Raw genomic sequence first — 25,020 nt, 5'->3', positions numbered from 1 at the left:
CACACCTCCTAAACATATCTAATTCTGGGATCTACCAGAGCTAATAAAATATCAGAAATAAAAGTACCAATAACTGTTAAGACACTCAAGAGCATGATAAAACTGCCGGCTAAATACATATCCTGACTTTTTAACGCATCTAATAATAAGGGGCCTGTAGTTGGTAGGCTTAAAACAACAGCAGTAATTGTTGAGCCTGAAATTAATTTTGGTAGCTGCCAGCCTAAAGTTGAAATAAATGGATTTAAAGCAATACGTACAGGATACTTTAAAATAACCTTATAATTTGGGATTCCTTTGGACTTAGCAGTAATAACATATGGTTTTCCGAGCTCATCTAAAAGGTTAGCTCTCATAATTCTTACTAGACCGGCTGTTCCTGCCGTTCCGACAACCACTACCGGAATCCATAAATGCTGCAGTAGGTCTGTAATTTTACCTATTCCCCAGGCTGCATCAGCATATTCTGGAGAAAATAATCCACCAACATTAATCCCGAAATATTTAAAACTAACATACATTAAAACAAGGGCCAATAAAAAGTTTGGTGTAGCTACACCAATAAAACTTAAAAAAGTAAAAAAGTAATCACTGAGAGAATTCTGTCTTAATGCAGTATAAATTCCGATTGGGAAGGCAACTATCCAGGTAAATAAAAGTGAAGATATTGAAATTACCAGGGTTAATCCCAGTCTCTCCCAGACAAGTTCATTAACGGGACGATTCCAGGAAAAAGAAAAACCCATATCTCCTGTTAAAAAGTTACCGATCCATTTAAAATATTGAACATATACCGGATCATCAAGACCATACTGTTCCCGTAAATATTCTATCTGTTCATCCGAAACATCTGTACCCATTGATCTTAACTGAGTAATATAAGATGTTAAATAATCACCTGGGGGAAGCTGAATAATAATAAATGATAATATTGAAATAATTACAAGGGTGACAACCATAAATAATAATCTGTGCATAATGAATTTAGACATCAGATGACCTCCTTTAATTAAAGCTGTACTGCAGTTTTAAAACCACAGTACAGCTTTATAAAATTACTTACTTAGTTGTAAACCACTGTTCTGGTTTTGTAATCTGCCATGCACCTGTTGCATTAGAATAAGGAGCAGTTTCTGGTACATTGTGCAGAGTATCAGCTACAATGGCAGGAGCCATTGGACGAGCTACAGTACCAATTACATAAGTCTGATCCATATAATACTGCCAGATATCTCCCAGCATCTTATTCATTGCTTCCTGACTTGGAGCAGATGAATATTCATGAATCCTTCTCAACTGTTCTTTAGCATGTTCAGGTGGTTCTATACCCTTTAGTGGTTCTTCACCTTTGCGTCCAGTTTCATCCCACATTCTCCAGGTATCCCACTGAGCCCATTTAGTAGCATATCGAGTCCCGTCAGAGTCAAAGCCAAATGCATTAATATCACGAGTTACATTTACAGGCCAGACACCTACATCATGCTCTCCTGCATCAGCGCGCTGCTGATATAGCTCACGTGATAAAGTTTTTAGATTAACTTTAACTCCAACAGCTTCCCAGTAAGCCTTAACTAATTCTGCTACCTGACCAAGCTGAGCTGTACCACCAACAGAACCAGGAGCCGGAATTTCTAAGTCTATAATTAATGTTTCACCATTTGGTAAAACTCTAAATCCTTCACCATCTTTTTCATCCAAACCAATTTCATTTAATAATTCTTTTGCCAGTTCTGTATCATACTGAGCATAATAATCCAGCCATTCTTCTTTAAAGTAGGGAGCACCTGGTTTGGCAGTTGCCTGAGCAGGTTCAGCTAAACCACGATAGGCAAATGCATTAATTTCATTTCTATTAAGTGCAACTGACATTGCCTGTCTAAATTTTTTGTTGGAATACACTTTTCTTTTAGCTTCTTCAGGATGGTTAACATTAAATGTTAAACCAATTTGAGCCTGAACTGGGTTATTATAAGCATAAGTAGTATAGTTACCAACCTCTTCATTCTGCTTGTACATTGGGAACTCACTTGGGGTTAAAATACGAGCAGCAAAGTCAATATTACCCTGAAGGGCATCAACCTTAGCCACCTCAGCATCAGATTTAATTGTTATTTCCCACTCATCAACATATGGTAGCTGATTTCCTTCTGTATCAACTTTGTAATAATATGGATTGCGAACAAATGTTTTTCTAGATGAATTGATATCTTCTAAAACCCAGGCTCCCATTGTCGGTAATTCGGTATTTGTCTGGACTGGTCCAACTTGCATTTTATTGGTAAAGTACTGTACCCAGTTACCAAAGCCTTTTTCTTCAGCTATTTCTTCTACTTCAGGATTATAATCAGCATGGAACTGCTTTAAATAGTGCTTTGGAGAAAAGAAGAAACTCTGCTGACTTCTCCACCAGGTTAAGGTAGTATCAACAATTGTTGGGTTGGATCTAGGAAATTCAATTTTTAAAGTATAATCATCAACAGCTGTAAATTCTGGGGCAACCCCATCCATTTTCCAATTCCACTGTGTCCAGTGATTAACTTCTTCATGCATGGCAACATCTTCCCACCAGAAAATAATATCTTCTGTAGTAAAAGGATGGCCATCAGACCATTTAAGTCCTTCACGAAGGTGAATTGTTAAAGTTTTAGCTTCATTTGTTAACTCAAAACTCTTTGCAATATCTGGTACAGCATTTGCCATTGATTTATCCAGTTGAAACATCCAGGGGCGCATAACTGTCCCATCTGATTCAGTGCTTGGTCCAATAGCTGTAGAAACAACCTTCCCTCCATACTGACCTACTTCTTCAACCGGTTCAATTACCTGCAGATCTTCAGGTACTGGCAATCTTTCTTCTACAGGTGGAAGTTCACCACTCTCTACTTTTTTATCCAGAATAGGAGACTGGTTAAATTCTGTGATTCCTGCTTCAGCTGCTGTCTGTGGATCAGACCAGCTGTCAGGTATTTTAGCAGCACCTACTGTGACAGTCATTAAGGCAATAATCATAACTACTAGTGAAAAAACAACCTTTTTTGATTTAAACATTTTTTTCCTCCCTCATAGTGTTAATATATTACCTATATTTTATAGACTTATATCTTTATAGATTATTATTATAGATTTTATATTTTTTAAAATTTAATTTTGCTGCAAAGAACAATTATAACTTTCTTCACCTCCTGTTTAGGGTTTTTATCTGTTATAAAGTTATAATTAAATAAGACAAAATTTATAGAAACCGGTTTTTTATAAAGCTAAAAAATTATTAATGCCCGGTTTTTAGTAATTCTAATTATACTAACATGTTAGTATAAACAATAAAAATAGCAGTCTTAAAATTAAAATCTACTTCTAAACAAAATAATCAGGATAATCTCTTTTCAATTTTTCCTGATCAAATTGAATTCGACTAATATGAGATTTCATTGTATTTTTGGCCTTTTTGGGATTCCTGCTTTCAATTGCATTAATAATTTTCATATGATCTCCAATTACATCAGACCGGTTAAAGTCAGCTGATAAACTGAGCATTCTCATCCTATTTAGATGGGTGCTTAACTGTTCAATTGCTGTCCAAATATTAGCCATATTACAGCTTGCAAAAAGCATTTCGTGAAACTCATTGTCATATTCAAAAAGTTTTTGATAATTATTTTGTTTTAAACTTACCTTTTGAATCTGCAAATTTGCCTCTAAATCAAACATTTTTTCCTCCGGAAAAATATCACAGGCAAGTTCAACTATTTTGATTTCTAGAGCTTCCCGCATAAACTTGGCTTCCTGTACCTTGTCTAAATCTATATATGAGACAAAAGTACCTTTCTGAGGATAAACATCAATTAAACCTTCTTCTTTCAACTTTACAAAAGCTTCCCGAATTGGAGTCCGGCTGACTCCAAACTCCTTTGCTATCTCTTTTTTGCGCAGAGTTGTTCCAGGTTTCAAAGAAAGGTTCATAATATTTTCCTTTAAAACATTATAGACATAATCCTTCATATTTAAATTTTTGTATTCATCATGTTTAGCTAAATTCATAAACTCACCACCAATCAATATATTAATAATACTAACATACCAGTTTAGAGTTGTCAAACAATTAACAAATATTTTACAGCTTTTCTAAAAAAGTTCCTGCCGGAAAATCTAGCTGATTATATAAATTGGCCTCTTCGGGATTATCTTTCCAGGCATAACGGAGATATCTAGGATCCTCTACTTCTTTAGTATCGATAATAACCTGATTATTATTTAATTCAGCTTTGGCTATTTTAAATTTCTTATCTGCTGCTGCCAGTTCAAATCCCTTTAACTGCTCACCTTTAACTTTTAAGCCTCCAGCAAGATTGTTGAATTCCAGAATTATTTGCTTCTCTTTTTTAGTTAACTTTTTTAATTCCGGTCCACTGTAGATCACATCCTCTCCATAAGCAAGCTTACGGGCTGCTAAATAAAATCTGTGAGTCACATCTTTTTTATTTAGAGGATGAAGATCATTCCACTCTCCTAAGTCAAGATTAACAGTCATTGCAGTATTTTCTAACTTTAAAGCATCACGCTGTGCATTACGGAAGGCTGCCCAGATTTCTCTTTCATTTTCCTCAGGTGGCTCAAAGTTTGGCAGTTGGGCATAAATAAAGGGAAACTTGCCCTGGTCAAATCTCTGGCGCCAGAGTTTGATCATTTCAGAAAACAGGTCTTTATATTCCTCTTCCCGGCCGGTATTTGATTCACCCTGATACCAGCAGACTCCTTTAATCTTATAATTTAGCAGTGGAGCAATCATTGCATTAAATAAACCGGTAGGCTGCCACTGAATAAAAATCTCTTCTTTTTTATCTTCTTTAATCACAGCAGCAACTTTGTACTTCCATTCACCCTTCAGATCTATTTCATTCTCTCCAAGGAAAAGCTTATATGGTTTATCAGCTACAAACTCCCCCTGACCGTTATTAACAACAACTCTCAGTGCAATTAAATTCTTACCAGCTTTTAAAATACCTTTTTTAAGCTTATATTTGCGGGGTGGATATTTGTAGGTTACTGCTCCCACTCTTTTACCATTAACATAGGCTGTATCTGCATCTACAATCCTTCCCAACCAGAGTTTAGCAGGTTTTTCTGCTTCAGCTTTAGTCAATTCAATCTTTTTTCTAAACCAGACAACACCATTTTTGTTGGCAAAGTTGAGCCGGTCAAATTTAGTTGGAATCCTAACAGTCTGCCAGTCAGAGTCATTATAAGCTGGGTCAAAATATGGCGGCTGATTATTTAAGCCCCTATCATTTTCATAAACTCTTTTAGCCCATTCTTTATTAACCTCAAGATTATGTGCTTCTACTTCTTTAATCTTATCCGGCTGAGCAAATTCAGCTGCCCTTTTTAAATACTCTGGATAGGCTGCCAGTGATTTTCTGCTCATCCAGGCTTCAACAGGTGAGCCACCTACACTTGCATTTAAAATACCCACTGGAACTTGATATTTTTCATTTAACTTTTTGGCAAAGAAATAAGCTAAAGCTGAAAAGTCGCTGATAGTCTTCTTCGAAACTTTCTTCCAGCTGGCCCCCTTAATATCGTTATTTTCATCTTTAAAATTATAAGTTATCGGCAGTTTGAATTCTCTAATTTGATCATTTCCTGCAGCTTTTATTTCCTCAGCATAGCGATCTTTAACCCGCTGCATCGGTAGTTCCATATTTGACTGACCCGAACAGAGCCAGACTTCGCCAATTAAAATATCACTGACTGTAATTTCTTCTGCAGCAGCTCTAATTTTCATTTCAAAAGGGCCACCCGCTCTTTGGGCTGGTAAAAATAGAAACCATTCGCCGTCACTGTTTGCTTCGGCTGTATATACCTTTTCTTTAAAATAAACTTTAACTTCCTCCTGAGGCTGAGACCAGCCCCAGATTTTAATTTCTTCATTTTGCTGTAAGACCATTCCCTTAGTAATTAAAGATGGTAATTTTAAATTTTTATTCTGCATTTATTTATACTCCTTAAGATTATGTATTGAAAGCAGGATAAAAAACTATCCTGCCTAATTTATTTTTTTAAAATTTAGCTTCAGTCATTGCTTTTAGCATGTCTTCACTTAACTCAAGTTCCAGACTGCCAACAGCCTCTTCAAACTGTTCATCTGTAGTTGCTGCAATTAAAGGGATAGCATTTGGTTTTCTATTCATCAGCCAGTAATAGACAAGCTGATTGCGGGTTGCTCCCGTTTCGGCAGCAATTTTATCCAAAATTGCCAGCCTTATATCTGTATCCGGTCCCTGATACTGTTCTTTAAATTCTTTGTTAGGATTGGTATAAGCTCCCTGAAGCAGTGGAGAATCGGCCACAAGAGAGATGCCTGTATCCTCTATAAATTCAAATAAATCCTGATTTGCTGCTACCTGATCCCCAAAATCCCAGCCGCTTTTGGGCCTTAAGTAGGAATAACGCTGCTGAATAGCACTATAACTCTGCCGGTGATTTCTCTCAGCTATCTGGCGCGCCCTTTCCAGACGCCAGGCTTTAAAATTGCTGGCTCCAATTGCTCTAACCTTACCTTCTGTTATCAATTCATTAAATGCTTCCAGTGTTTCCTCCATTGGTGTATTGACGTCATCAGTGTGAGCATATTGACATCCTCCCCGCCCGTTCCTATAGTCACGAACGAGGATTCCTTAAAGAAACTTTCACCGAAACTCTCTTTTGTATTATGCAATGACAGTTTCGGCATTAGGCCATCAAGACCTTAACGAGGTTGTCGAATGATTAGAAGGCAGTCTATTTCTAGTAACCCAATTCGACTTCGACTTCAGGCTGTGCCATCAGCCCTCCTGAGATAGCCGACTATACATTTCAATAGTATAATCCTAACATTATGCTAATATAGGCACTCAGGCACTTAGACTATTACCATCTAAGCAGATTGTTGTTCTAAATATTTATTGGCTATATTTCTGCTTGCATTTAAATCAGAGTGGATATGATTACCACACTCGCAAGAGTATAGATTAGCTTTGCGGTTGGATTTTTTAACTTTGTTGCATTTAGAACAACTCTGGGAGGTATATTTAGGATTTATATATTCTACCTTAATCCCAGCTAATTCAGCTTTATATTTAATAAATTGTTGTAGTTGATAGAAAGCCCAGCTATGGAGGTTTCTATCTACTCTATTAAGACTATTAGCAGTATTTCGGATATTTTCTAGATTCTCCATAATTATAGTGCCAACTTGCTCCTGCCGTCTTACGCTCGGCACTTTTTCCGCCTCGCTGCAGACACTAGGAGCCTCAGACAAAAATATTTTACAATAAAAATTTTGAAAGGTCCTATGCCTTTTTTGTTTTCCATAATATAGAAAAGTTAAATTTGGGTATAGAAAACTTAAGCATCATATTGATACTTTTTTTAAAATCAATATTCTTCTGTCCGTACTATTTTAAATTCACCTCCTGCAAACCGGATTATTAATATCTTTTATATAACATTATCCAGGGGAACAGTCCCCATTTTTATAATTGTATTTCGAGCTGCTGTATTATTGGCGAATACTTTAAATAGTTTCCGTAAATTATGCATTACACATCGAAGCTTAAATTCTTTACCTGCTTTATCTAACCCACGATAATGTAATTGTACCAGGTCATCACGCTGTTTCATATTACCCCAAACAGGCTCTGGAACACTTTTTCTCATCCTGAGTATTTCTCTACCTTCTGGTGTTAGTGCTTTTTCTTTAGAAATTTCACGAAGTTTGTCTTCTGCCATTTCTCTAACTATCTTACGGATACCGTCTTTAGCTTTAGTACACCTGCTTTGAGAAGGACAGTCAGGACAGGACTCAGTCTTATAGACTGTAGTCTTAGTTCCTTTACGAGCATTTTTACCCGGCCTTAATATCCTATCTTCAGGACAGATATACCAATCATTTTCTGTATTATAGGTGAACTTATCTTTAGCGTAAGAACTGTTAGATACCGGAAATGATACAAAAAAGTCTATATCATTTTTAATGCTATATTCTATATTATTAGCCGAGAAAAAACCTGCGTCTGCTCCTATAGTAATTCTTTCCGGTAGAGTTGATATACTTTCAGCATGTTCTACTGTGGGAATAAAAGCCTGTTTGTCTCCAGGAGAATTTGTGGTATAAGCTCCTGTGATTATATGGGCTTTATCATCAACTAGAGCAAAATTATTATAACACTGCTGTACTCCATTATGTTTTGTAGTCATTATTGATGATTCGGGATCAGTAAAGTTGATTTGAGTTTTATTAGGTATCTTAGTATTGCCATTTTCCTTTTTCCAGTTTTCTTCTAAAAGTTCTTTTGAATTTTTCATTTTTTCAAAACGAACAGCTTTAAATCCTATGGAGTCCATAGTTTCTTTGACATCTTCTTTATTATTACAATTTACTCTGTTCAGTATTTTTGAATCCTGTTTAGGATTATTTATAGTTGAATTTTGCTCTTGTTTTCCACTAAATAAAGCAATCTTTTCTTCTTTTAATTTTTTAAGATGTTGAGCTTTAGTATCTTGATATATTTTCTTGGATTCTGAAAGAATTAATTCTTTTAATTCTTTATCGCTAAGTTGATCATAGTTATCCATAAAAGCAAATACTTCTTTTATTAAATCAGAGATCTGTTCTTCGCTTTTATCTATTTTTTACACATATATTCATAACTCATAGCTTTATGTTTAGAAGCATTGGCCTTAGTTTTTGTTCCATCAATATACATTCTTTCTTGACCAATGAGATTAAAGGTATGGCAGAGACAGATGACCTGCTCAAAGATAAGTTCAATGTTATCAAGGATATCGGCTATCACCCGAGAAAGAGTCTTTGCAGAGGGGAGTGACATCTTCCCTAAAATCCAGATGGCTCCTAAATTTTCTTTTGCAAATTCAATCATCTCTTCAGGAGTAAACTGACCTTTGTATAAACTATACAGGATTAATGCAACCAGTGTTGGTCTGTCATATGGAGGTGTACCCTGATATTCAGTCTCATAAAAAGGAAGATATAAAACACTGGCTATGTAAAAGAAAAAGCGAGCAGCATGTGGTTTGTTCTCAATTCTATTCTTTACTAATTCAGGAATTAAAGATATTTGATTTCGAGATGGTGATCTGCGACTCATTTTAGACCACCTGCCAGAAATTTTACTGGATTTTTGTCTGTTTTATGTGATATAATTGTAATCAATGAAAACACCCCTTTTTTTGGTTTTTGCTATGATTCAATTATATCATAAAAGGGGTGTTTTTTCTATTGTTTTTAAAACTTTTTTCCTTGATATGACAGTGTTTTTGAGGTTATATCAATATATAGTATTATATATTATTTTTGTTATATTCTGGGGTTTATGACATATTATTTCTGTCTGAGGCTCCTAGGCCCACAGGACCGTCGCAGCAAAGCGAATTAATAAGCTGGCGACTAATTTTATGGTTTAAATCAGTCATCCATCTCTGCTCTTTGTCATTAATATTTTTAATAGCTTTAACCTTTTTTAGATTGACCCAGTTTTCTTCTTAACATACGATACTTTTTGCGGATAAAACCTGCCTGTTTACCATTGTGGAATTGGCGATTAATTTCTTTGCCTTGAGGGTTTTTAACACTGGCAACAGCTAATTGGCGAAGCCCTATGTCAATTCCCATTAAATTAGAGTTAGTGGTTTTCTTATCAGCAATTTTAATTGTTACAGCAAAATACCATTTGCCTCTTTTGTAGAAGAGACTGGCTTTACCCAATTTGCAACCATTATCGATATACTGCTGCAGATTTTCAAATCTTTCAGTCTGTTTAACAGGGAAGGCAAATCTTTTGCATTTGTTGGTATAAAGAGGGATTGAAATTATATGGTGATCAATTTTATAATTTTGATTATTATAGCAAATGGGCTGGTTAGCTTTGAATTCTATATTATCTTTATTAGAACCAGACTTTAAGAATAGTTTGTAGAGAGCTTTAACTTCTCTAATATTCTGATTTTTAACAGAAGAGGGGAGATTTATCTCTTTAAAGTCAGCAGAACTTAACTTAGCTTTCCCTGCTTTAAGTTTATCAGCAATAGCCTGACGATTCTTAACTACTTCAGCAATGTTATTTAAGAATATATTTTCTTTTCTTTTAGTTGGTTTTAATAACTCCAGCACATATGTTAATTGCATATCAAACACCTTTTTCAATAATTATTAATATCAATGATATTTTAATACAATGCAAAAAACTTTATTACTAAATATATTATACCACTAAAAGAACAAACGTTCAACAAATATAAAGCTTTTTCAACTATAAATTAGCCGATTCATCCCCGCCTATTAGCATAAGCGAGGCTTTCTCGGCTAAATTCGGTAAAGATCAAGAAAGTCAGTGCCCAGTCTTTCTAAACTTTTGTGACACTCTTCTTTGATCTGTTCTTTACTGCTTCCATATTCTGTGCCGGGATAGGGAAAGCCAACTTTGGAAGCTATAATTACATCCTCTCTATTATTTCTCTCCTTCAGCCATTTACCAATCATCTTTTCACTTTCTCCACCCTGAGTCTGATCACTTATCCAGTGAGAATACATATTGGCAGTATCTAAAAAATTTCCGCCAGCAGCAAGGTACTGATCCATTCTTCTAAAGGATTTCTCTTTACTGTCTCGGGCACCAAAATATAAACAGCCTAAACCCATCTGACTGACTTTAAGACCTGTCTTTCCAAGCTGAACTTTTTTCATGCTTAAACCCTCCTTTTATATCTATTATATTACATATTTGTACCCGGTCCAAAACAACCTTTTTGGACCGGGTACAAGTGAATATTATAACAACACTAAGCTATTTTACAAAAATCAGGTTCCCAAGTCCGGACATATTTCTCCAACCTTCTCCACTCTGATCATTCCAGATAGTTACTCCGTCTCTAGTGCCATCACCATTTCCATCATCATTAACCTGGAAATCAAAGCCAATAATCTGGCCTTCCTCTGCAGTGATTTCTACAAAAGGTACAGCAGCTTCAACAACATAACCGGTTTCAGTTACTCGGGTGGCTGTTTTTAAGCCTTCCCGTTCGGGATTAAATGACTGCTGATTTAAATAGTTTATTCTATACTGAGTATCATCTGACTGATATTCAGTACTTTTATCATTATTTTCGTCGACAAATATCTCAACAGAATCCTCTTCATGTACCTGCTCACCGGCCAGGCTGAGGGCTGAATCTTTTACTTCAGCAAAGATGTATAAAGTATTTTCATCCCACATGGTCTTAACTTCAGCAGTAGCTGGATTTTCACCGGAAATTATTTTCTCCGTTTTGATTGTGTTAGCATCTTCCCAGCTCTCATCCATTTCAGCATCAATTTCTGCTTGACCGTAAACTGCTTCTGTAATTACGGGTTCTTCTTTTAAATTTAAAGTCCCGTAATTCTCTGCACTTTCAGTCTGCTTTTTAGTAAAGTCATTCCAGATAATAGAAGTTTTAGATTCTGCATCATTAATTTTAAGATCAAATCCAACTTGATCTCCAACTTTTAAATCCCGACTTTCTACCGGTATAACTGCTTCAATCAGATAAGACTTATCTTTTTCTACTGCTGCAGTTTTTAAATTGGATTCTCCACTTCTTTTAATCTGGTAATGTTTTAGTCCTTTAGAATTAGCTGTTTTTGCATTTGACTCATCTACAAATATTTCTAAAGTATCTTCAGCATTTTTACTCTCATCTTCAATCTGAGCATAAAGATAGATGTTTTTTTCATCCCAGCTCAACTTAACTTCTCCACCGAGATATTCATTTTCTTCTAAATCCAGAGTCTCTCCGGTATTCTGCCAGATCAAATCACTTTCAGCATCAATCGCTGGGCTGCCCTGAGAAATATCAAATTCTTTGGTGATTACAGGTAGTCTATCCGGATCAACAACTCCCCAGAATGCTGGTTTAGCTTTTAATGACTGGTCAAATAAGAGAGGCCAGTTATTTCTTTCTACCGGGAAACCTGTTAACCAGGTATGATCATCCACAATTCCCCAGAGAGTAACATTGGTAATTGAATCAGAATATTGTTTAAAGAGATTAAAAATCTCACGGTAGCGGTGTCCCTGCTTAACAGCTAGCTCCTTACTAAAGCTGTCATAACTCTGATTATTATTTGTATAGACACTCATGTCGAGCTCAGTTATCTGGAGATCTACTCCCAGAGAAGCAAATTTCTCTAAAGTTTTCTCCATTGCAGCAATTGAAGGTGATTCAATATTAATATGACCCTGCATTCCTATCCCATCAATTGGAATCCCTTCAGCCAGCAGTTCTTTAACAACTCTATACATAATATCTCTTTTAGCCGGATCTGATAAAAGGCTGTAATCATTGATATATAATTTAGCCTCTGGATCAATTTTATTAGCATGAATAAAGGCCTCTTTAATATAATCAATTCCCGCTATCTGATACCACTTACTATTTCTTAGTCCACTGGTCTCAGTTGAAGCAGGATCAATCGCTTCATTTACAACATCCCAGCTGTCTATATCACCCTTATAATGCTCCATGGTTTTTTCAATATGTTTTCTCATTCTATCTAAAAGAACTTCTTTAGAAACTAAATTACCTTCTTCATCTTCAAAAAACCATTCTGGAACCTGACTGTGCCAGACTAAGGTGTGGCCTCTCATTACCATCTCATTTTCTTTAGTAAATTTGCGAATCTTATCACCACCAGTAAAATTAAATTCGCCTTCTTCTGGCTGTACTGTCTCTGGTTTCATTACATTTTCTGCAGTCAGACTGTTGAAGTGCTTTTTTAATATTTTGCCGTGTTCTCCCTCTAATTGATAAGGCTCAACAGCTGCTCCGATCTTAAAATAATCTGCATAAGCCTCTTTTAAAGAAGGAATGTCTGCTTCCATCTTCTGCACGATTTCACCTTCCTTTTTAATAACAAGATCGTCAATTAAAAATTCTAATTCGGCATTAGCTGATTCCGCATAGAGAGTAATCCTATCCAGACCTGAATTAATTAAATAATTTCCACTCAGTTCAACCCATTTATCAGCAGTAACTTCTGCACTGGTTACATTATCCCAGGAATTGCTGCCATCCTTATTATTTTCTGTACTTAAAATAATTGTTGACTTCTCAGAACCTTCCACAAGTTTAACCATCATTGAAAAATTATACTCTTTATTTTCTTCAACAATATTATGAATGTCAAGACTTGGTCCATTCCAATTTTGAGTTCTGCCTCTGACCAACAGACTCTGACTGCCGCTGGCTGCAGCAGAATCAGTGATTTCCAGTTCTACTCCTTCACCTCTTGGCTGCCAGTTACCAGCACCAGCTTCAAAATCAGTTTGATAGACTACTTCGGCAGCTGCTGAAGCTGAAAATAATACAGCAGAAAGTAAAATTAAAATTGTAACTAAAAACACATCCTTTTTGATTTCTCTTATAAAGTTCATTTAAATCCCCCTGATTAGAATTATTTCTTAACTTAATTTTCGCAATATTTATCTATATTAAAAAGAGAAAACTTATAAAAAGCAAATTTAATTCTGCTTCAATAAGCTTTCTCTTAAGTTGTTAAGAAAATATTAAACTTTAAATCTAATTTATTCTTTTACTCCACCAAGGGTCAGACCATGGACAAAGTATCGCTGCAGAAATGGATAAACAACTGCAATTGGCACTGTAACAATAATAGTCATGGTTGCTCTAATGGCACGCGGAGTAATCTGAGCAGATTGGGCTGAATTTGCTAAAGCCTGCTGCATTGAGCCTGACATTGAATTGGCGGTAGCCAGAACTTTCATCAGCTCATACTGTAAAGTTGCGAGAGCTGGATTGGATGAGTTATAGAGAAAAACATCCCACCAGGCACTCCAGTGATAAACAGCTGTAAAAATAGCAATTGTTGCCAGCACTGGTTTACTTAAGGGCATAATTATTTTTAAGAAAATAGTAAATTCCGAAGCACCATCAATTTTTGCTGATTCGATTAAACTTTCTGGTAGACCATTGATATATGTTCTAACAATAATTAAATTAAAGGCAGCCACCAGTCCGGGCAGTACATAAACCCAAAAGTTGTTGGTTAAACCAAGCCGCTGGTAGAGGAAATAAGTCGGAATTAGTCCACCCTGAACATACATTGTTAAAACATAGATAAAGGTAATAAATTTTCTTAAAACAAAATCTTTGCGGCTGATTACATAAGCCAGCATCGCTGTTAAAAAAGTTCCAAAAACTGTTGTCAAAACAGTTCTGGCAATAGAAACACCTGCTGCATGAAAAATTTGTTGATCTGTTAATAATGATTCATAATTAAAAGTTGTAAATTCACGCGGCCAGAGATAAATCCCACCTTTTATACTGTCTCTTCCCTCATTAAACGAAATTGCCAGTGTGTTTAAAAATGGATAGAGGGTCACAATAATTAAAGCTATTAAAAATGTATAAATAAATACATCTAGTAAAATATCATCCCAGCCTCTTTTTTTGGCTCTGATCATAAGAATGTATTCCTCCTTTTAAATTAATCTTTCCTCGCCCATCATTTTAGCTATTTGATTGGCACTAAAGACTAAAACAATACTAACTAAACTTCTAAAAATACCTGCCGCAGTAGCAAAAGAATAGCGCATCATTTTTAGGCCAAAATCAAGCTCAAAAATCCTAAAAATTCTTGAATATTCAATTACTCTTCCATTGCTGAGCAGATAAATCTGCTGGAAGCCCATATTCATCAAACGGCCGACATTAATAATTAATAAAATTATAATAACTGGTTTTAAAGCCGGTAAAGTGATATATCTAATTCTCTGTAGTCTGCTGGCACCATCAATTACTGCTGCTTCGTATAAACTTGGGCTGATTGAAACTATAGAGGCCAGGTATAAAATTGCTCCAAATCCAACTGTTTTCCAGACATGAGAGGCTCCAACTATCCACCAAAACAGTTTTGGAATCCCCATAAACATAATAGGAGAATCGACAATGCCCAAATTCAATAAAAGATCATTTACAATTCCATTAGTAGAAAGAGCATTCATCACCAGGTTAGCACCTACAACCCAGGAAATAAAATGGGGTAAATATGAAATTGTCTGGGTGATTTTTTTGAATTTAGCAAAACGTACTTCATTTAAAACCAGGGCAAGTAAAATTGAAAAAAACATCCCTGATAAAAGCTTAATTACACTCATGGCAAGTGTGTTTCTTAAAACATCAAAAAACACCGGATCTGATAAAAGTAATCTGAAATTCTCTAAGCCAACCCAGGTCTGCTCGAAAAATGAATTCCCCGGCCAGTAATTTTGAAAGGCCATTAACCAGCCCCATAAGGGTATATATTTAAATATAATAACATAAATTATAAATGGAAGTGACATTAAAACTAAGGCTTTCTGCTTCCATAGTTTCTGCCAGAAAGTATTTCCGCTGCTTTTCACAAATATTCCTCCTCCAAGATTTGTACTAGTTAATCAAAAAATAGAAAATTTTTATTTAGGAGCAGGAAGCTGAGCTTCCCACTCCAATCATTAATGATAAGCTTATAGACTGGTTTTTACCAGTTTTCCATTCTCCAGTCAATCTGTTTTTGATATTCTTTAATTTGAGCATCCATTAAACCACTAATCTGTTCAGTATAAGCATCCCAGTTAGCTTCAAACTTCTCTGTTGAATCCATAACCAGTGTTGGAACATGCTGTACTAAAGCATTAGTCATTCTTGTTGATTCAATCTGAGCTTTAGAGTTTGTAGGTAAGGTAATTGTCCAGAGTGGGAAGTATTTTCTATCTTCAAATGGCTTATTATACAAGCCGGTAAATGATTTAACACCATAAGCATCCATTACCTCTTTTTCTGCAGCTGAGCTGTTTGCATAAATTGCACTGGGCTGTCTGCTGGGCATAAAACTGTTCCCATTAGGACCAAGACCAGTTAGACTTGGAAATGCATTATAAAAATAATGACGACCAAAAACATCTCTAACCCAGTTAGGATCTCTAAACTTAGCCAGCTGTTCTTCGGTTCTGTAGAACATACCATCTTCATCTACCTGATAGTGCTTACCTTTAATACCCCACTGAATTAAATGCTGTGTTTCAATGCTTACAAGATAATCTAAGTATTTAATTGCTGCAACTGGATCTTCACAGGCAGTTGTAATACCCATACCCTGTGTAGTCTGAACATATGGTTTATCTCTCATATGTTCTTCAACAATTGGATCATAGGTTACAGGGAAAGGTACCATAATGCTGTCAGGACGTTCATTAATTAAAACTTCCTGAGCCTGCTGAACCTGCCAGTACTGGTTAAGTGTTCCTAAAACTCGGCCAGAACTTATCTTTTCTAAGTACTGGTCAAAATTAGATACAAATGCTTCCTGATCTACAACACCTTTATTGTACATTTCATTTAATTTTTTATAATAGTACTTTTCAACATTACTTCCATAATAAGGTCTTACAACATATTCTTCTCCTTCTTTTACTGGAACAAATCCACCTTCATTTGGGTAACCCATTAAGTGCATAGGACCATTGGTGGTTGCAAATCTTCTCCAACCATCAAATAAAGTAGTATACCCGATTGTTTTTTGGCCATTATATTCTGGATGTTCTTTTTGGTAATCTTCAATTAACTTAAAATACTGATCAAATGATTTTATAAATGGATAATCATTTGCTTCCAGCACTCTTTTGTTGATGAAAAATCCTACTGATGGATATCTTCTTTCAGCTGGCTCAAAAGGAATGGCTAGCTGAGGTAAATAATAAATATTCCCATCTTCCTTTTTTAAAGCATCCAGATGCTTTGCATAATATTTTTTGATGTTTGGAGCATGTTTTTCGATTAAATCATTCAGAGGAATTAAAGCACCTGCTTCAACAAATTTGTCAGTAAAATGAGCTGCTACCAGCATATCAGGATAATCCTGACTGGCAATCATTAAACCGACTTTCTGCTCTAAATCTCCAACGAGATATTCTCTGTTTAATTTGACCCCTGTTTCTTTCTGAATAATGTCACCAACAATTGATGAGCCAGAATAGTCAGGTAAGGAAACAGATATGAAAACATCAAATTCCTTTAAATCATCCTGAGCTCCTGCTGCAGCTGTAAAAGCTAAAGACAGAACCAACATTAAAAATAAAATACTTAAACCTTTCTTCAAAATAAACCCTCCTTATAATTTTGATGTATATTTGATAAAATTGAATCAATTTTATCCGAAAATTAAGAATCATTTAAACTAATAAATTCTAAAATTGCCGCTTAATGCAAGTAAGGCAAATAAATAAAGAAAATTATCATAGTAGCGGCGCTCGTCTGTTCTCAGCTCAGCTTCCCAAAAATCTTTTAGATATTTTTCTGTAAATTCATTTTCCCCGGCAAGTGATGCCGAAGCATTGGCAGCTTTAAGCCCAAGATAATGTAAATAATCAGGTTTTTCTAATTTTCTTCCATCAATCGAGTATTTTGTATATTCCTCTTTATCAGCAAAGAATTTCTGTAAATTATAGGCTGCTTCCTGCTGCCAGGGGTCTTTTCTAAACCAGAGTGAATCAACTCCAATATTAAAAGCAACCCGGTAGGCATCACTGTAAAAATCGCCATGCCCTTCTTCAAAGCGGGGACTGCCGTCATATTCTGCATATTCAGCTGATAAACCGGTTTCGGCATGGCAGGACTGCTTTATATATTTTCTGCTTGCCTCTGCAGCCTTTAACCAGAAATCCTGATCTTCTTCATTTCCCCAGCGGGCAAATAATTCATAAAAATGCGGCAGATGATAAGAAGGATCTGAGAATTCAACTTCTGGAATAAATTTGATTAAATAATTATCAGGGTTCCACATTGGGTCACCTGGTGAATCTACTCCCTTATGAACAACCTCATGCAAAATTTCTTTTGCCTGCTCTGAATAATTTAAAAGAGCTTTCCCATCTCCCCACCTGTTGGAAGCAAAAAGTAAGGCCATTGCAAAATATTCTTCACCATCTGGAGCCGGCCCTTCAGAATTCTTATTCCCTCTAAGATCACAGGACCAGGCAAAATACCCCTTATATTCCCCGGCTGGCTGATACATATATTTTTTTGTCCAGCGCCAGAGCCTGTCAAAAACTTCTTTTTGATTAAGCTGTACTGCAGCCATCATCCCATAAGACATTCCTTCTGTTCTTACATCATTATTACCTGTATCACTAATATAAGCCAGGTTATCGTCAATTTCATAATAAAATTTTAAATCTTCATCAAAAAAAAGAGAATTCCAGGTCTTATCAATTTTTATCGCAATTTCATCTTTGGAATAACCATATATTTCAAGCAAATTTTGATAATCCCCCGTTTTAAAAGCTCCTTCTTGGTCCAAGTAAGTTCCTCCTAACCTTTTGGAAACCGGTTTAAAAATTGAATATTAAAAAATTTTAACTGTAATTTGTATAGAAACCGGTTTAGTTAAAACTCAAAATTTTTATATTTTTTTGCAGGTCTCTCCTTCAATTAATCTGGTTGGTAAAATAATTGGTGAAAACGACTTTTGATTTATAATATTTAATAATAATTTAGAGGCTGCCTGCCCCAGTCCAATTTGATCCTGGGCAATAGTTGTTAAATTATAATGTCTTCCCACTTCAATGCTGTCAAAACCAATCACTGAAAAATCAGCCGGAACTTTTAAACCAGCTTCACGAATAGCTTTGATGGCACCAACGGCAATTAAATCCTCAGCAAAAATTGCTGTAGGTTTTTTATCCAGCTTTAATATCTTTTCCATTGATCTGTATCCTGTTTCCATACTGTAATCACCATCAAACATCCATTTTGAATTATAGGGAAGATTCAATGCTTTAACAGCCTGCTGAAAACCAACAAATCTATCAGTTGCTACCTTAAATCCATTAAGACCTCTAATCATTGCAATCTTTCTGTGCCCTAAACTATATAAGTATTCAACGGCTTTTTTGGCTCCACCAGTATTATCTGAAGTTACATAGGAAGTATTAGAGCCAACTAAATCTAAATCAATAAAAACAGATGGAATCTCAGAATTCAGCAGCCTATCAAACTGGGCAATATTTACCTTTCCATAACCCATCATGATTACTCCATCAACATTTCGATTCTCACATTTTTCTTTGTAGCTGTAATCAACCCAGGATTCATCCCACTGTTTATTGGTGAAATACAGAAGATCATAACCCTTATCTCCCATTACAGCTTCTATTCCCTCAAAAACTTCTCTAAAGAAAAAGTTATTTAAAATTTGAGGACCAAAAATACCAATTGTATAAGATTTTTTAGTAGATAGACTTCGGGCAACTGAATTCGGCCAGTAGTTATTTTCTTTCATAATTTTTAAAACTTTTTCTTTGGTATCATCACCAACACCCGAATAATTATTGATTACTTTAGAAACTGTTGATTTTGAAACTTTTGCTTTTTTAGCTATATCATTGATTGTAACCATTTTTTACACTTCCTTCGAAACCGGTTTATTTAATTATACTAAAAAAATCTCCAGTTTTCAATAGGAAATGATAAATTTTTCAATATTATTTTAATTTTTTGAATCTTTCTTTCCGTTAATTGTTTTAAAAATTTGTGAGATTGGCGGCTAAATTCAGCCGCCAACTCAGCTTTTAGCAGGTAAAAATTTAAATCTAGTTATTTAAAATATACTGGTTTAACCTTCCTTCCAGCATTTCCTGATGTCCTGAATGATTTTCAATTTCACCAAGTTCTAAGGCATATTCCGCTAATTCTTCCAGGCCAACTTCTTTGTTGACAATCTTCTTACCGATTCCACTTTCAAAGCTGGAATATCTTTCAGCTACAAAATCTTCTAAGACTCTATCTTCTAATAGTTTATTAGCAATTTTTAAACCTTTAGCAAAGGCATCCATTCCAGCAATATGTCCGTAGAATAAATCCTCCATTTTAAAGGAGGGACGGCGAACTTTTGCATCAAAGTTTAAGCCACCTTTACCCAGACCATTATTTTTAAGTATCTCATACATGGCCAGCGTTGTTGTATAAATATTAGTTGGGAACTGATCTGTATCCCAGCCGAGTAATAAGTCACCCTGATTGGCATCTACACTTCCCAGCATATCATTAATTCTGGCATAGTGAAGCTCATGCTCAAAGGTATGTCCGGCTAAGGTTGCGTGGTTTGCTTCCAGATTAACTTTAAAGTGTTTATCTAGATCATATTTTCTTAAAAAAGCAATAACATTTGCTGCATCAAAGTCATACTGATGCTTGGTAGGCTCTTTTGGTTTTGGTTCAATTAACAGCTGACCATCAAAACCTATTTTTTCTTTATAATCTACTGCCATCTCCAGGAAGCGAGCCAGATTATCCTGTTCTAAGGCCATATTTGTATTGAGTAGAGTTTCATAACCTTCGCGGCCGCCCCAGAATACATAGTTCTGACCACCAAGTCTTTTAGTAACTTCCATTGCCTTTTTAACCTGAGCAGCTGCCATAGCAAATATATCTGCATTAGGAGAAGTTGAAGCTCCATTCATAAAGCGGGGATTAGTAAACATGTTTGCTGTTCCCCAAAGCAGTTTAATTCCAGTCTCATCCATCTTCTCTTCAATCAGGTCAACAATAGTATCTAAGTTCTTATAACTTTCAGCAACTGTTTTTCCCTCAGGAGCTACATCCCGATCGTGGAAGCAGAAATAGGGGGCACCTAATTTCTCCATAAAAGTAAAGGCACCTTCAACCTTGGCCTTTGCTCTATCCAGAGGATCTTTAATATCAGCCCAGGGGTAATTTCTGGTTCCAGCACCAAATGGATCTTCACCAGTATCAGCAAAAGTATGCCAGTAAGCGATTGAAAACTTCAAATGCTCTTCCATAGTCTTACCAGCAATCTTTTCTTCTGGGTTATAATATTTAAACGCCATTGGATTATCTGATTCAGGTCCTTCATATTGCACTTTCTTAAAATCTTCAAAAACATTTTTCATAATTTGATTACCTCCATTTTTAATAAATATAAGTTTGATTTACTGCCAGTTACATTAATTTAGGTATTAAATTAAGTATTAAATTAACTCTCTATTTATATTATTCAAGACTAATTATTAAAATCCTGCTTTTTAATTTTATTTTTTAAAAAATTTTAATTAGGCAGCTGCTTTTTTGTTTTTGGTATAAATATCAACCCAGACAGCCAGAATTAATATTAAACCTTTAATTATCGACTGCCAGAAATTTTCCACATTCATTAAACTCATACCATTATCTAAACTGGCCATCACAATAGCACCAACTACTGCGCCTCCGACTTTACCAATACCACCAGCAAGACTGGCACCACCAATTACACAAGAAGCAATAGCATCTAATTCAGCACCATCACCAGCGGCTACAGATGCAGCACTTAAGCGCGATGTTAAAAATATTCCACCAATTGCTGCCATCAAACCATTAAGCATAAAAACAGTCAGTGTTATTTTTTTAATATCTATCCCGGATAATTTTGCAGCATCACTGTTTCCACCAATTGCATAAATATAGCGGCCAAATGTTGTTTTATTAGTTATAAACGAAAATATAGCCAGAAAAATGGTTAAAACCATCAAGGGAATTGGAATACCGCGATAGGCATTAAAAACCAGAATAAATACTACCAGTAATATTACGGATACTGCAATTTTTAAAATTTCAAATTTCAGAGGAAGTACATCAAAACCATATTTTAATTTATCTTTTCTAGATTTAAGCTGAATGAATATAACAGCCAGGCCAACTACTAGTGCAAAAACAAGGCCTGTAACATCTGAAAAATATCCTTTACCAAAATAATAAAACAAATCACTCATTGGTCCGATAGTTGTACCACCAGTAATCCCAACTAATATACCTCTAAAGATTAATAAACCACCTAAAGTAACTATAAAAGAAGGCACTTTTCTGTAAGCAGTCCACCAACCATTCCATAAACCTAAAATTAAACCTAATAAAAGTGTCAGCCCAATTGAGAAAACTGGGTTCATTCCCTGCCAGACATCTAAAATTGCTACTACTCCACCAGCTAGTCCTACCAGAGATCCAACTGAAAGATCAATGTGGCCCATAATAATAACCATAACCATTCCGATAGCCAGCATTGATGTAAATACAGACTGCCTAAATAAATTAGAAATATTTCTAGCTGTTAAAAAATCTCCTCCTGTTGTAAAAGAAAAAATAATCCAGATTGATACAAGAGCAATAATCATCATATATGTTCTAAAATCTAGTTTAATTTTTTTAGTATTAGCCATTCATTTCTCCCCCTGTTGCATAAACCATTATTTCTTCCTGACTGACATCCCGATTTCTATTATCAAACTCTTTGGTTATTTTCCCTTCATGCATGACAACAATTCGATCACTCATCCCCAGTATTTCTGGCAATTCTGAAGATATCATTATAATTCCCATCTTATTTTGAGCAAAATTATTCATTAACTCGTAAATTTCCTGTTTAGCTCCAACATCGATTCCGCGTGTTGGCTCATCCATTATTAAAACTCTGGGCGTTTCTACAAGATTTTTAGCTAAAATTGCTTTCTGCTGATTACCTCCACTTAAATTAACAATTTTTGTATTTAAAGATGCCGTTTTAACATTTAATTTATCTACCAGTTCAGAAGTTGTTAAAATTTCTTCATTTTCATCGATAACTAAGAAATTCTTAAATTTTTCTAAAAAAGAAATTGAAATATTTTCTTTAACACTCATGGGAGGTATAATACCGAATTTTTTCCTATCTTCTGAGATTAGTGCAATTCCTTTGTGTAAAGCTTCTTTTGGAGACTGAATATCTACCTTTTCATTATCTAAATAAATATCTCCTTTTTTGCTTCCGGTTAAATAGCCAAAAAGTGTATTAGCAATTTCCGTTCTTCCGGCACCAATTAGACCAAAAATACCTAAAATTTCTCCTTCAGCCAGCTCAAATGAAATATTTTCTAATATCTGATCCCCCTGATAGTCCCTCAAATTCAAATTATCAACTTTTAAAATTTCTTTACCTGCCGTATTATTTCTATCAGGAAACATCTGCTCAATTGAGCGACCGACCATCATTTTAACTACTTTTCTTTCGTCTAAATTTTCTTTAAAATCCCCACCAATATATTCCCCATCTCTTAAAACAGAAATATAATCAGCAATCTCAAAGACTTCATTTAATTTATGAGAGATATAAATACAGGTTACTCCTTCTTCTCTTAAGTCCCTGAGAATTTCCATTAACAAATCAACTTCACTATCTGTTAAAGACGCAGTTGGTTCATCTAATATTAAAAGTCTGGAATTTTTAGATAGAGCTTTTGCTATTTCAATAAGCTGCTGTTTTCCAACCCCCAGCTGACCAACTTTAGTTGTCGGGTTTACTCCCTCCAATTTCATCTTCTTAATCCATTTATTTGTTTGATTGTACATTTCGTTCCAGTCAATATAACCGTTATGAGAAATTTCATTTCCCATAAAAATATTTTCAGCTACATTCATCTCTTCAAAAAGTGTTAATTCCTGATGAATCACTGCTATGCCATTTTCTTCAGCCTGATGAATATTTTCAAAATTTTTTTCTTCACCTTTTAAAAAAATTTGACCTTCATAACTACCAGCCGGATAAACTCCGCTGAGAACTTTAATCAAAGTTGACTTGCCAGCTCCATTTTCTCCGCAAAGGGCGTGAATCTGATTCTTTTTGACCTGAAAAGATACTTTATCTAAGGCTCTAACTCCAGGGAAATCTTTTATAATACTTTTAGTTTCTAATAAAACTTCTTCCAAATTACTCAACTCCTTTCATGAAGGAAATAAAAAGGGGCAAATTAATGCCCCTTATTTTTTATAATTATTGTTCAGGCCATTCAGATTTAGGTACATTTTTATATACTTCTTCCATCTCATGGAATCCATCTGCAATTACTGTCTCAACCATATTGCCTTTATGAACCTGAATCGGTGTTAGTAAAACTGAAGGTACATCATATTCACCATTATTTATTGCACCATTAGTTTTTACTTCTTCACCCTTAGCCATTTTCACTGCAATTTCTGCACCGCGTGTAGCCAGATCCTGAATTGGTTTATAAACTGTCATTGTTTGAGTACCTTCTACAATTCTCTGACAGGCAGCAAGATCTGCATCCTGTCCAGAAACTAAGACTTCTCCGGCAAGTCCCTGTTCAGCTAATGCCTGAATTGCTCCACCGGCAGTACTATCATTGGAAGCTACAATAACATCAATGTTATTATTATTAGCTGTCAGGGCATTTTCAACAATACTTAATGCTTCCTGTGGCAGCCAATCTTTTGCCCACTGGTCACCGACAATGTTTATCTTTCCTTGATCAATATAAGGCTGTAAAATATTCATCTGACCCTGACGGAATAATTTTGCATTATTATCAGTTGGTGATCCGCCCAGTAAAAAGTAGTTTCCTGTAGGCTGTCTTTCAACTAAAAATTCAGCCTGTAGTTCTCCTACTCTAACATTATCAAAAGAGAGATAATAATCAACTTTCGAATCCATCAGCATTCTATCATAAGCCAGTACAGGTACATCATTTGCATGGGCTTCTCTAACAATACTACCCATTACCTTTCCATTATGGGGAACTACAACCAGCACATCAATACCCTGAGTTATTAAGTTTTCTGCCTGTGACATCTGAACCATATCGTCACCATTAGCAGATTGAACTAATACCTTTGCTCCCATTTCTTCTGCTCTTTTTACAAAAATATCACGGTCATGCTGCCATCTTTCCAGTCTTAAATTATCCATTGATAATCCGATTACCAGTTGATCATCCTGAGCCATTACCCCAAAAGAACCTAAAAATAGCAACACTAATAATATTGAAATAATAATACTTTTTCGCATTAAATTAATCCCCCTTAATTTTTTTATGAAATTAAAAATAAAAACCAAAATTAGTTACCTTTATCTACTTGCACCTCCTTTAATTTAAGATTTAATTT

The 25,020-nt window shown here is 35.2% G+C and carries 20 protein-coding genes; all 20 read right to left on the bottom strand.

The window, feature by feature from the left end:
• Positions 1 to 8: 8 nt before the first annotated feature.
• Positions 9 to 992 (bottom strand): ABC transporter permease, encoded by a 984-nt coding sequence (locus tag DFR79_RS04905; RefSeq protein ID WP_133514392.1) that lies wholly within the window; start codon positions 990 to 992, stop codon positions 9 to 11.
• A gap of 67 nt (positions 993 to 1,059) precedes the next feature.
• Complete coding sequence (locus DFR79_RS04900; protein ID WP_133514391.1) at positions 1,060 to 3,048, bottom strand: ABC transporter substrate-binding protein; 1,989 nt, start codon at positions 3,046 to 3,048, stop codon at positions 1,060 to 1,062.
• A gap of 306 nt (positions 3,049 to 3,354) precedes the next feature.
• Positions 3,355 to 4,038 carry a GntR family transcriptional regulator gene (locus DFR79_RS04895; protein WP_133514390.1) on the bottom strand — a complete coding sequence of 228 codons (684 nt, stop codon included), beginning with the start codon at positions 4,036 to 4,038 and terminating at the stop codon, positions 3,355 to 3,357.
• Between the two features lie 73 nt (positions 4,039 to 4,111).
• Positions 4,112 to 5,989 carry a sialate O-acetylesterase gene (locus tag DFR79_RS04890; protein ID WP_133514389.1) on the bottom strand — a complete coding sequence of 626 codons (1,878 nt, stop codon included), beginning with the start codon at positions 5,987 to 5,989 and terminating at the stop codon, positions 4,112 to 4,114.
• Between the two features lie 67 nt (positions 5,990 to 6,056).
• Positions 6,057 to 6,671, bottom strand: coding sequence for an aldo/keto reductase (locus tag DFR79_RS04885; RefSeq protein ID WP_279512864.1), 615 nt, complete (start codon positions 6,669 to 6,671; stop codon positions 6,057 to 6,059).
• A gap of 242 nt (positions 6,672 to 6,913) precedes the next feature.
• Positions 6,914 to 7,258 (bottom strand): transposase, encoded by a 345-nt coding sequence (locus DFR79_RS04880; RefSeq protein ID WP_279512863.1) that lies wholly within the window; start codon positions 7,256 to 7,258, stop codon positions 6,914 to 6,916.
• 218 nt (positions 7,259 to 7,476) lie between these two features.
• Positions 7,477 to 8,613, bottom strand: coding sequence for a transposase (locus DFR79_RS04875; RefSeq protein WP_133514387.1), 1,137 nt, complete (start codon positions 8,611 to 8,613; stop codon positions 7,477 to 7,479).
• Between the two features lie 50 nt (positions 8,614 to 8,663).
• Entirely contained in the window at positions 8,664 to 9,146 is a 483-nt protein-coding gene (locus DFR79_RS04870; RefSeq protein ID WP_133514386.1) for a transposase, read from the bottom strand.
• Between the two features lie 362 nt (positions 9,147 to 9,508).
• Positions 9,509 to 10,183: a hypothetical protein gene (locus tag DFR79_RS04865; RefSeq protein WP_243727711.1), complete on the bottom strand. Its 675-nt coding sequence runs from the start codon at positions 10,181 to 10,183 to the stop codon at positions 9,509 to 9,511.
• Between the two features lie 177 nt (positions 10,184 to 10,360).
• Positions 10,361 to 10,741 (bottom strand): aldo/keto reductase, encoded by a 381-nt coding sequence (locus DFR79_RS04860; RefSeq protein WP_133514385.1) that lies wholly within the window; start codon positions 10,739 to 10,741, stop codon positions 10,361 to 10,363.
• 100 nt (positions 10,742 to 10,841) lie between these two features.
• Complete coding sequence (locus DFR79_RS04855; RefSeq protein ID WP_133514384.1) at positions 10,842 to 13,466, bottom strand: endo-1,4-beta-xylanase; 2,625 nt, start codon at positions 13,464 to 13,466, stop codon at positions 10,842 to 10,844.
• A gap of 150 nt (positions 13,467 to 13,616) precedes the next feature.
• A complete protein-coding gene (locus DFR79_RS04850; RefSeq protein WP_133514383.1) occupies positions 13,617 to 14,516 on the bottom strand; it encodes a carbohydrate ABC transporter permease in 900 nt (299 codons plus the stop codon).
• Between the two features lie 18 nt (positions 14,517 to 14,534).
• Positions 14,535 to 15,455: an ABC transporter permease gene (locus DFR79_RS04845; RefSeq protein ID WP_208107496.1), complete on the bottom strand. Its 921-nt coding sequence runs from the start codon at positions 15,453 to 15,455 to the stop codon at positions 14,535 to 14,537.
• 116 nt (positions 15,456 to 15,571) lie between these two features.
• Complete coding sequence (locus DFR79_RS04840; protein WP_133514382.1) at positions 15,572 to 17,188, bottom strand: extracellular solute-binding protein; 1,617 nt, start codon at positions 17,186 to 17,188, stop codon at positions 15,572 to 15,574.
• A 78-nt stretch (positions 17,189 to 17,266) separates the two neighbouring features.
• Positions 17,267 to 18,388 (bottom strand): glycosyl hydrolase family 8, encoded by a 1,122-nt coding sequence (locus tag DFR79_RS04835; protein ID WP_133514381.1) that lies wholly within the window; start codon positions 18,386 to 18,388, stop codon positions 17,267 to 17,269.
• Positions 18,389 to 18,490: 102 nt separating this feature from the next.
• Positions 18,491 to 19,486 (bottom strand): LacI family DNA-binding transcriptional regulator, encoded by a 996-nt coding sequence (locus DFR79_RS04830; protein ID WP_133514380.1) that lies wholly within the window; start codon positions 19,484 to 19,486, stop codon positions 18,491 to 18,493.
• A gap of 193 nt (positions 19,487 to 19,679) precedes the next feature.
• Complete coding sequence (xylA, locus tag DFR79_RS04825; RefSeq protein WP_133514379.1) at positions 19,680 to 20,999, bottom strand: xylose isomerase; 1,320 nt, start codon at positions 20,997 to 20,999, stop codon at positions 19,680 to 19,682.
• Positions 21,000 to 21,158: 159 nt separating this feature from the next.
• A complete protein-coding gene (locus DFR79_RS04820) occupies positions 21,159 to 22,301 on the bottom strand; it encodes a sugar ABC transporter permease (RefSeq protein WP_133514378.1) in 1,143 nt (380 codons plus the stop codon).
• Positions 22,294 to 23,823, bottom strand: a complete 1,530-nt coding sequence (locus tag DFR79_RS04815; protein WP_133514377.1) for a xylose ABC transporter ATP-binding protein — start codon at positions 23,821 to 23,823, stop codon at positions 22,294 to 22,296. Before DFR79_RS04815 ends, DFR79_RS04820 begins: the two co-directional genes overlap by 8 nt.
• A gap of 64 nt (positions 23,824 to 23,887) precedes the next feature.
• Positions 23,888 to 24,922: a D-xylose ABC transporter substrate-binding protein gene (gene xylF, locus DFR79_RS04810; protein WP_133514376.1), complete on the bottom strand. Its 1,035-nt coding sequence runs from the start codon at positions 24,920 to 24,922 to the stop codon at positions 23,888 to 23,890.
• Positions 24,923 to 25,020: the final 98 nt, after the last annotated feature.

Source organism: Halanaerobium saccharolyticum (genome assembly GCF_004362045.1).
Classification (GTDB): Bacteria; Bacillota; Halanaerobiia; order Halanaerobiales; family Halanaerobiaceae; genus Halanaerobium; species Halanaerobium saccharolyticum_C.
This window is presented reverse-complemented; position numbering and strand designations above follow the sequence as displayed.

Bases quoted from the DNA above. Each gene is read 5' to 3' on its own strand.
- DFR79_RS04905 (WP_133514392.1), bottom strand. From the start codon at position 992: ATGTCTAAATTCATTATGCACAGATTATTATTTATGGTTGTCACCCTT.
- DFR79_RS04900 (WP_133514391.1), bottom strand. From the start codon at position 3,048: ATGTTTAAATCAAAAAAGGTTGTTTTTTCACTAGTAGTTATGATTATT.
- DFR79_RS04895 (WP_133514390.1), bottom strand. From the start codon at position 4,038: ATGAATTTAGCTAAACATGATGAATACAAAAATTTAAATATGAAGGAT.
- DFR79_RS04890 (WP_133514389.1), bottom strand. From the start codon at position 5,989: ATGCAGAATAAAAATTTAAAATTACCATCTTTAATTACTAAGGGAATG.
- DFR79_RS04875 (WP_133514387.1), bottom strand. From the start codon at position 8,613: ATGGATAACTATGATCAACTTAGCGATAAAGAATTAAAAGAATTAATT.
- DFR79_RS04870 (WP_133514386.1), bottom strand. From the start codon at position 9,146: ATGAGTCGCAGATCACCATCTCGAAATCAAATATCTTTAATTCCTGAA.
- DFR79_RS04865 (WP_243727711.1), bottom strand. From the start codon at position 10,183: ATGCAATTAACATATGTGCTGGAGTTATTAAAACCAACTAAAAGAAAA.
- DFR79_RS04860 (WP_133514385.1), bottom strand. From the start codon at position 10,741: ATGAAAAAAGTTCAGCTTGGAAAGACAGGTCTTAAAGTCAGTCAGATG.
- DFR79_RS04855 (WP_133514384.1), bottom strand. From the start codon at position 13,466: ATGAACTTTATAAGAGAAATCAAAAAGGATGTGTTTTTAGTTACAATT.
- DFR79_RS04850 (WP_133514383.1), bottom strand. From the start codon at position 14,516: ATGATCAGAGCCAAAAAAAGAGGCTGGGATGATATTTTACTAGATGTA.
- DFR79_RS04830 (WP_133514380.1), bottom strand. From the start codon at position 19,486: ATGGTTACAATCAATGATATAGCTAAAAAAGCAAAAGTTTCAAAATCA.
- xylA (WP_133514379.1), bottom strand. From the start codon at position 20,999: ATGAAAAATGTTTTTGAAGATTTTAAGAAAGTGCAATATGAAGGACCT.
- DFR79_RS04820 (WP_133514378.1), bottom strand. From the start codon at position 22,301: ATGGCTAATACTAAAAAAATTAAACTAGATTTTAGAACATATATGATG.
- xylF (WP_133514376.1), bottom strand. From the start codon at position 24,922: ATGCGAAAAAGTATTATTATTTCAATATTATTAGTGTTGCTATTTTTA.